10 protein-coding genes are annotated in these 8,494 nt (G+C 53.0%); 1 reads left to right on the top strand and 9 read right to left on the bottom strand.

Annotated elements, in window-relative coordinates:
- From ssb to K0F85_RS24610, 8 genes are all read right to left on the bottom strand, one after another.
- Positions 1-266, bottom strand: a 266-nt coding sequence (gene ssb, locus K0F85_RS24645; protein ID WP_219118501.1) for a single-stranded DNA-binding protein, incomplete at its 3' end; no start/stop codon positions are given.
- Between the two features lie 17 nt (positions 267-283).
- Positions 284-1,144 carry a hypothetical protein gene (locus K0F85_RS24640; protein ID WP_219118500.1) on the bottom strand — a complete coding sequence of 287 codons (861 nt, stop codon included), beginning with the start codon at positions 1,142-1,144 and terminating at the stop codon, positions 284-286.
- A 206-nt stretch (positions 1,145-1,350) separates the two neighbouring features.
- Positions 1,351-3,783, bottom strand: a complete 2,433-nt coding sequence (locus tag K0F85_RS24635) for a hypothetical protein (protein WP_219118499.1) — start codon at positions 3,781-3,783, stop codon at positions 1,351-1,353.
- Between the two features lie 200 nt (positions 3,784-3,983).
- On the bottom strand, positions 3,984-4,574 hold the full coding sequence (locus K0F85_RS24630) for a hypothetical protein (RefSeq protein WP_219118498.1): 591 nt from the start codon (positions 4,572-4,574) through the stop codon (positions 3,984-3,986).
- A gap of 83 nt (positions 4,575-4,657) precedes the next feature.
- Positions 4,658-5,305, bottom strand: a complete 648-nt coding sequence (locus tag K0F85_RS24625; RefSeq protein WP_219118497.1) for a hypothetical protein — start codon at positions 5,303-5,305, stop codon at positions 4,658-4,660.
- Positions 5,286-6,578: a metallophosphoesterase gene (locus K0F85_RS24620; RefSeq protein WP_219118496.1), complete on the bottom strand. Its 1,293-nt coding sequence runs from the start codon at positions 6,576-6,578 to the stop codon at positions 5,286-5,288. Before K0F85_RS24620 ends, K0F85_RS24625 begins: the two co-directional genes overlap by 20 nt.
- 338 nt (positions 6,579-6,916) lie before the next feature.
- Positions 6,917-7,075: a hypothetical protein gene (locus K0F85_RS24615; protein WP_219118495.1), complete on the bottom strand. Its 159-nt coding sequence runs from the start codon at positions 7,073-7,075 to the stop codon at positions 6,917-6,919.
- 57 nt (positions 7,076-7,132) lie between these two features.
- A complete protein-coding gene (locus K0F85_RS24610; RefSeq protein WP_058048758.1) occupies positions 7,133-7,816 on the bottom strand; it encodes a hypothetical protein in 684 nt (227 codons plus the stop codon).
- A 154-nt stretch (positions 7,817-7,970) separates the two neighbouring features.
- On the opposite strand from K0F85_RS24610, the gene K0F85_RS24605 reads away from it, so the two are divergent.
- Positions 7,971-8,225, top strand: a complete 255-nt coding sequence (locus tag K0F85_RS24605; RefSeq protein ID WP_219118494.1) for a hypothetical protein — start codon at positions 7,971-7,973, stop codon at positions 8,223-8,225.
- On the opposite strand, the gene K0F85_RS24600 is transcribed toward K0F85_RS24605, so the two are convergent.
- The gene (locus K0F85_RS24600) at positions 8,226-8,489 is read right to left on the bottom strand and encodes a hypothetical protein (RefSeq protein ID WP_219118493.1); all 264 of its coding nucleotides are present in this window, start codon (positions 8,487-8,489) and stop codon (positions 8,226-8,228) included.
- Between the last annotated feature and the right edge of the window lie 5 nt (positions 8,490-8,494).

Genomic DNA, 8,494 nt, shown 5'->3' with positions numbered 1-8,494 from the left:
TCCGTGTATTTACGGGTTTGCAGACGGCCTTCGACGTAGACGGACGAACCTTTTTTCAGGTACTGGCCGACGATTTCCGCCAGGCGGCCGAAGAACGAGATACGGTGCCACTCTGTTAATTCTTTTTGTTCGCCCGTGTTGCGATCCTTCGATTTGTACGAAGTGGCCACGGCGATGTTGGCGATCGCGTCGCCGCTAGGCATGTAGCGGATTTCCGGGTCTCGGCCCAGATTGCCGACGATGATGACTTTATTTACTGATGCCATATTAATTTCCTATGATGTTAGATGATATTGATTGCGAAGTGATTTCGGTTGCGCTGTTCCATTTTGCCGTCAACCTCCACTTCAAAATAGTGCTTGCCAAGGAGCTGAATACGGATCAACTGACCAACCTGTAGCTTCATATCAGCCACAAGATCGGAAAGATGTTCACCAATGAATTCCTTATCATAGGCGCCTGTTTCGGATCGAATTTTCATCGCGTAGGTGATGTAGGGTTTACCATCTCCGTTACCGGTACGCTGTGATGTTCCAAATGAAACAACCCTGCCCGTGAACGGTGCACTCTTACTCCCTGTTGCCGGAACGATGGTCGACTGAGATGGGGATGTTGAAACGGGCGTAGGCTTATTCTTCGCCTGTTTTTCTTCGTTATCCCAAGGGGGGGTATGCGATAACGTAGTGGTCGCCTTTTTGGGATATTTTGGATTCTCTTCTGTGCGTATCAACGCAACAGGTTTGAGTCCATTTTGACGCACCCATTGAATGGCTCCATCGATGTCAAACACCACTGCGGAGTCATCAGCTATGAGCGGCGTAAAATCGATTGGCTTAATATGACGCAACTCGCGGCACACTATACGAATTACATCGGCCGTGTAGTAATGATAAAAACTTACTTTGCGACCGTTGATCTCTCTGCTATAGACCCGATCAGCGACTTGATACTGCAAGTTTTTGGTGATATTGGGTAAGCTTACTCCGTGGCTAACCTCGTGCAGTGGTTTTGGTTGGGCCTTAGACTTATTTGTGAATGTTGCCATTATTTTGGCGCCAACTGCTTCCATGGTTGCAAATGGAAAAATCAGCAGTCCATATGGTAAGTCAACAACTTTATCTGGGAACTTGGGATTTTGGCTCATTGGGAATTCTCCGTGAATGCCGAAATTCGGCGTTAGCAAGGAGTGAGCATTTATGATCGCTCTCCGATACTTGGTATCGAACAGCTGGGGGATGTAAGACAATGCCGGGGACCGACAAAATCATTTTACAGGATTTTAGTTGCAGGGAAAAGGGCTTACTATTAAGTACGGGAACACCCTGGTGCATAGCGCCAGGGTGTTTGAAATTACAGCTCGGCCATCATGATCTTGTAGTCCGCCATCTCCCACAATTCTGGCGTGTGGGTAATGAAAAACTCGCGACCATAGCCACCTTGCTTGAGAACGGCTCGCTTCATTTGCATGAACGTACGCTTTGCTTCGGGATCTAGTGCACCGTCAGTTTCGTCGGTAAATAAGGTCTCGCAGTGGGTCATACTTGACTGCGATGCATACAGCGCAACCGAGCGTGTCAGGCACTCGTTCACCAGTACCTCTTCGCCACCTGACATGTCGCCAAGTGACTTTTCGGTACCCCGATGGCCGTCAAAGACCTTTATATCAAAGGTCTCCTTCATGTTGCCAGTCTTCGTCTCGCTTTGCGTATCGAGGCGCACGACAAAGCGCCCTTCAAAGCAGTCCGAGAGCAGGTTGTTGCAAATCGCGGCAATCTCTGGTCCTGAGTCGTCGATACTCAACGCCACGCAGCCATCGTTGCCTAAACCTTTCTCCAGCAGCTTCCATTTTGCGATTTCTTCAAACAGGCGCTCGGCTTGCTCTTTCACCTGAACGGAGCGCGCAGCCAGCGTACGCACTGCCTCGAGCTTGCCCAAAAAAGTAACTTTCTGTTCGCTGAGAGCACGGGCACGGGCCTGAACTTCGACCAGTGCAGCGCCAGCAAGCGCAACGGCACTTTGGTAAGCCGCTACCTCGGCGTCGGATACCGGCTTTTCCAGCTTAGCCAGGCGCTCCTCGAGCACTTTGGTTTCAGCCAGACTGGTACCCTCTATGAGGGCCAGGGCCTGCACCTTTTCCGACTCGATTGCAGCAAGTATTGTCGAAACCTGCATCATGCGATCGTTAGCAGCGGCGATGTCTTGACGCTGTTGCGCAATTGTATCGGCCAGCACTGGCAGTCGAGTTTCAGCGTCGGCGATAAGCGGGGCACGCGCTGCAAGACGGTTGTCAGCGTCGAGAGCATCTGCAGCCATCTTTCTCTTCTTCTGCAAGACTCTCACCTCCGCCTCGATGGTATCGAAGCCGGCTACCCTTGATTGAAGATCTTTTACCTTGCGGCTGATCTCCTGATAGGTTAATCGCTTGGCGGCTTGCTCCGCTTCGTGAGCCGGAACATCCCGCATTGCAGCGTTTGCTTGCTCCATTAACGGACAGGCCAATTGCATCTGCGAGCCTTTACAAGGAACCTGCTCAACCAGCCCGGCAGTCTCCTTAAGGCTCTTGATACGGATGGTCTTTGCTTGTCCATCCGATGCCAGCTTCGAATGGTCTGCGATGAGCACATTCAACTCGGTTCGCATTACTGCAGCACCGGCCAGCGTAACCTGGTGCGCGTCGACTGCGCCGTCGATTTGTTCGAGGTCGTGCTGGCGTTGGTGAAGACGTCCCACCGCTTGCGCTACTGCACTCTTCTCAGTCAGCACAGCATTGAGCCTGCGCATTTCCGCTTCATTCGACTGTACGTTGATTTGCACAGATGTGATCGCAGCTTTTACGCTGGCGGCCTCGGATTGATGACGCATTTGTTCACGAGCGTACTGAGTGTCCACGCTCGCCCTGCTGCTGGCCGCCTTGCTGAAGACCACGCCGATTTGCTCGGTCAGAAATCGAACTTCCTCAGCGTTCTTTGCCTGTGCATCTCGTTTGGCGAGAATACCTGCCAATTTTTCACGCGCACCGTTGACGTTTGCTTGAGCCGTGACTTCATCTGCGCAGCCGGCGCGAATGAGTTCATCAACCCGTGTGACTTCACCAGTCAGTACAGCTGCGGTGTTGTCCTGGTTGCGTGCTTCGGCCAATTCGTCGTTGATACCCGCGAGCTGCTGGCGGAGGAACTTGCCAACCAGTGCCGCGTTGGAAGAAAGCGTACGCAAGCCCTGAAGGTTCAGCACCGAAGCCAGAATCGACTTAATGTCGCCAGTGCCGTAGGATGCGAGAGATTTGCGACCTTGCGCTGAGAAATGGGCCGTGAAAAACTTCTCCGGCGGCCCCAGGATGGTATCAACGCAGCGATCATACGTGGCCGTCTTTCCGTCCGAGAGCGTGCCATCATCAAGCTGAACCGGCCTCCATTCTTGAACTGCTGTGTCCCACTGATACAGGTAGCAATCCGATTTCTGGGTTTTGCCCGTCGTCTTAAATGACAGGAGGGTTCGATAGAGTACACAATCGTTCTCCCACAGCAGTTCTTTCATTGCCGTGGCGCCGTAGATTTGCGTCCAGTACGAGAAGCCACCGGGTCCGAGCGTAGTTGCGCGGGAAGGCATAATTCTGAATGGGTGAAGATTGTCCAGGACTGTACTTTTTCCGGCGCCATTGGGGCCTACAAGCGCAACGAGCGAGGCATCTTGGGGAATGGTTTGAAGATCGAGTACCAGGCTGTCCCGGCCAAAAGCAGCGGATATGCCAGTAAAGCCTTGCAGTGTGAGTTTGAGTGGTTTCAATTTGGCTCCATACCGCATAGCGGTGTTTTTAATGGAGTCAGCTGGCAAGCAGCTTGCCGATGGGACCATCGGGAAGCAGAGTGAGTGTGAGTTTGCGTATGATTCTATGCCTCAGGGAGACAACGCCATCATAGCAGGTAAATACACCTGGTTAAAGATGGGCCCGCGACACCGCCGACTCATCGTCGGCGGTTTGGCGGCTATTGCAATTTGGCGATGGTGGTCATACGGAATCTGTCGAGGACAAAGTTACGCATCGGCCAGCTGTATTGGGCGCTCAGTTCGGTGCCGTACTGGACGGCATCGGCATAGCGAGTGAAGTCGCCAACACATTCAACGCCCTCGCCTTTTAAGCGGATGTAGACGGAGAAAGTTGTCGGGTTCAAGTTGTCGATTTCATAGTGCGTGGCATCGTCGAAACCGGCCTCATAGCTGCGCACGCCATGTACCTCTAGCGTGTCATATATGTGGCGATTGCCACCTATGATGTTTTGGGCATAGCGGTCAAAGATGAACTCCGCTGGAATGGTGGTGAGGGAGGTAACTTGTAGGTTAGCGCCATTTGGCGCTGCGAGTGGGAGGGTGTTGAGCATATTGTCGATTCCGTTATATCGTTGAATGAATTCGGCTCGCGCGGTGCGGACCGTTGATGGAGCGATATATTCCAAGTGAGAAATAGATCGAATGTCAGCCGAGGTGACGATCTGTCGTGCAACTGCAAATTCCAGAGGTACACACATGGCGTAATGAGTGCCGAAGATCGGCGAGTAAAAAACATGAGCTGTGCTCATCGATGCGGCGCATCGAAGAGCAAGAAAATTTGAAGGTAAGCCTGGCACCTACCCGTTTGAGGTAGGTCCCAGTATTCCGTTTTTTACGCGGCAAGTGGCATATCGATCGATGCCAGCCATTCGACCTGGCTGTATGAAAACAACGAGCCTGATTTACTTGTGACGGCTTGCTGGCCCCATTCCTTCAGGGCTTCGCGGTCGATCTTGCTGATGCCGCCCATTGGTGTGAGCGAGATCTTGTACACAGGTTTTTCGTAAGTTCCCTCGCGGGTGAGAACGCAGGTTCCAACACGTGCATTATTGCTGTATAGCCAGAACGCTTCGACCGGCCCAACGCTCTTGTACGGAATCGTCGTATTGACCAGCGCGGCAAATTCATCGCGTGTGATTTCTTTCAACGAGAACTGCGCTGGGCCGTGGCCGATCGAGAGGACATAAAAGCGGTCGTTATTCGCCAGTCTTGTCAAATACGTGGGAATCTCGTTCAGCTTCTGATGCACTCCTAGCGGGGCGATGTGTGTATGACTGTCCCCAACCATCCATGCGATTTTCATCCCAGGGTGCGCGAAGCGTTCAAGTGTCGCCATGTCAATCTCCAGGTCCTTCGGATAGTGTTGCAGCAGCTCCAGCTTGTACTTTGCGATTTCCTGCTTCATTGCTTCTATAATTGCTTGAATCATGGGTTCCTCGTGATGTGAAAGTGGGATGAATTCAAACAATTTGATCTTCAAACTCGGTTTCCGAATGGCGTGTGTTTGCAGGCGGGCCTGATGGATCAGGTGCCGATTGCCCTGGGCGTTTGTTGGTGGAATTGAAAGCGCTTGCGATATCCTCTGGCGCCATCGTTTGCAGCTGGGACAGCCGCTCGGCCAGACCTGACGTTGGTGTTTGCGTGAACTCGCACCACTTGATGAATCGTTCTTCAACTGACGATAGCGACGAGATGCCGGCGCAGCGTTGACGTTGAATTGTAAGCACCTCGCCCTCGATCTTCACTTCGGCGGAGGCGCCCAGGATTTGCTTGATCGCTTGGCGATCAATTGTCCTGGCGAACTCTTCGTCGACCGAGTACCTGACACGAACAAAGGCACCGCGGCATTGCTCCGCTACGGTGGCCAGCTCGTCCAGGTTTGGAATGCCTTCGAATGCGATTTCAATCATGCGTTTCGATGGCGTTTGCACTAGGGTAAAGTCGGCCGTATCGGCTGATACTTCCCAGATGAGGCAGTATTTCTCCCCAAGCTCCCCGTAGTGGTACCGACCGATCGAGCCTGGATACGCGATGCGCTGCATACGGCCGTCATGCTCACGTGTCCATTGCTGGTGCATGTGGATGTGACCGAGCATCGTCGCGCTCGTGTTGGCTGAGAACAGAGCACCGAGTGAAAACTCGTGGTCCATTCCCGCCATCGGCACGCCGGATTCATTAAGAGATCCATCGACGGTACCGTGACTTGCCAGTACGGTAGGAACACCGCGGCGGCGTAACGCAGCGTTTGCAGGACCGAACAGACCAAGAAGTGCTGCCAGGTGATTCCCCATTTCGACACTTGCATTGTCGGCGCCCACTACCAAGGCCAGTTCAGCCTTGTTGACGGTCGGCACGCTGGTGATAACCAGGTCATATTGCACATCGGCGTAGGTCGGGTCATAGTCGAGCCATTTCCCGTCCGCGAGGCCAATCATGCCGATCTTGTCAGAAACGACAATGGGATGATTAGCTCCGATCATTTCCAGCATCTTGAGCAGTCCTACCGGCTCATGAGAGAAGGTACCTTGCAGCAGGAATACTGGGCAGTGGTCGGCCAGCTGCTTAATGCGTTTTGCCAGTGCCAGCAGTGCTGGAGAGTGACCGTCCAGAGCGTGGTCAGTCAAATCGCCAGTGAGCATCGCAACTGCGACGTCGTTGACGATTGCTTGTTCGACTGCATGGCCGAAGCAACGATCCGCTTCATCCAAATTGCCCGGAGAGTAGTGCAGGTCCGAGGCGTGCAGAATTTTCATGTGATTCTCCCATTGATGCCGTGATTCGGCGTTTTAATGAGAAGAGCGGGAAGGCTCATCGATGCAGGCAGCAGTGATGAACGTGAAGGTGGTTGCCGCCCCTTTGAGAGGGGCGACGGTGGGTTCGATAGTACGCGGACAGATCAGTGGAAGATCGCCGCTTTGATGTCGGTACGCGCTGCCTGGCGAGCAGACTTGCGACGTGCATTGTTACAGCCTTTCGGCGCCTGCTTGCGCGGTTCCGGTTGGCCAGCGTGGATTGCCTCCGTTTCGACGCGGTAGCTGCGTTTGTGTCCGTATGCTTGCATGATATGGCCTCGTGATAATTGGTGATCTGACTATTCGCCAGCTTTGTTGGAAGGAACTGCGTCTGGTACTGGCAATGCTGCCGGTGTTGGTGGCGCCACCTGTACAGCGACCTTGTCGGTGAAGATGTCATTGAAGGAGCTGGCCAGGCCGGGGGCCTGGGCGAACAGCGAAGAGAGAGCATTGTTCATAAAATACATCCTTGATGGTGATTGTAGAAAGGGTGCGGAGCGTTCAAGACGCACGCATTAGTTGAAACTCCAATTGGAAATATCGAGGTAATCGGAAATTTTTTCCTCGCAGACGTGAGCGTGTTGCGGGCTCACGATGGTGGATAGCAACTGCACCACGCGTTTGATTTCCTTGCGCATGCTGCGACCAACGATACGGCGCACGCGATGCGGATCGAATCCGAGTTCATCGCATACCCACTCGATGCTAACGAGGCTTCCGTCAGGATTGAGGCTGTATAGCCAGATAAGAGCATCGAGCCGATTTTGGTCAGCTTGGTTTGATTTGGTGCCAGTGACCGACGTCTGACCGAAGAGATCGGGTTCGACATCTTCCGACTTGCCTTCAATGTCCCACATCATTCGCAGAAACATGCGCTTGGCAAGGATATGCTCGGGACTGTCGCCAGCTTCGATTGATTCCAGATTTACCGACTCCGGTTCGTCCGGATCGACGAGCAACTCTCTGGCGTCAGTTTTTTTTTTCGCTGGAACCAATGGAGTGCGAGTCGGCTTGGATTTCAATCCAGGTTTGACGGACTTGGTTGAAGGCGGGTGGCCGTCGTGCAATGGTTTGGGGGCAGGTGATTTAGCTTCGATGGGTTTCTGATGATCGACTGGGATGTCGTCGAAACAGTCGAAGATGTCCAGCTGGATGACCACAGCCGGCTTTAGTAACGCGACCGGGTTTGTTGAGTGCATAGAACCTCCAGTAAATGCCGCAGGGCGGCAATAGAAAGAGGTGTTCCGTGAAGGATCAGCGCTTAATCAGTGCTGATTCGAGAATGTGGAGGGGGTGACTTGCGTGATGCTATCGAGCGCCTACAATGGTGGCATTATTAAATAAAGGAATGTTATGCCAACTGATTTGAACGCTGTCTCCGATGAAGCTTATGAGCGTTGGATACGTGAGGCGGGAGGTGTGAGCGATCCGGACAGCCCTACTGAAGAGAACCTGGTCAGTCTGTTCAGCAATACGATGCGCGAAATGGATACCGAGGCAAGGGCACGCCGACTGGTCGACGTGGCCAATATGGCGTTGGCAATGGCCGACAAGATCCTGGGTTGCCAGGTTCCTGTCGCCAAATGCTTAGTGCTCGTTCAGCACTAATTAGTTCAGCAAAGCGATCTTTGCCAGATTACGAGCGTGCTGCACGTTGCGGAAAACGCGATCGTTTTCGATACAGGGTTCGTTTTCAATGTCCCCGATTTCGTTCAGCACTTGCTGGGCGGTATTCGGGTTCTTTGCGAAGGCAAACAGATTATTCCAAAACTCCATTTCATGAACGGGGTACTGGGAATAGCGTTGGCCTTCTTGTGGTTGAACCAGTTTAGCCTGGTGAGCTGCAATTGCCGATTGGGTCAAGATGGTCATGGCGC

The sequence above is a fragment of the Janthinobacterium sp. UMAB-56 genome, assembly GCF_900095265.1.
Taxonomy (GTDB): Bacteria; Pseudomonadota; Gammaproteobacteria; order Burkholderiales; family Burkholderiaceae_D; genus Janthinobacterium.
This window is presented reverse-complemented; position numbering and strand designations above follow the sequence as displayed.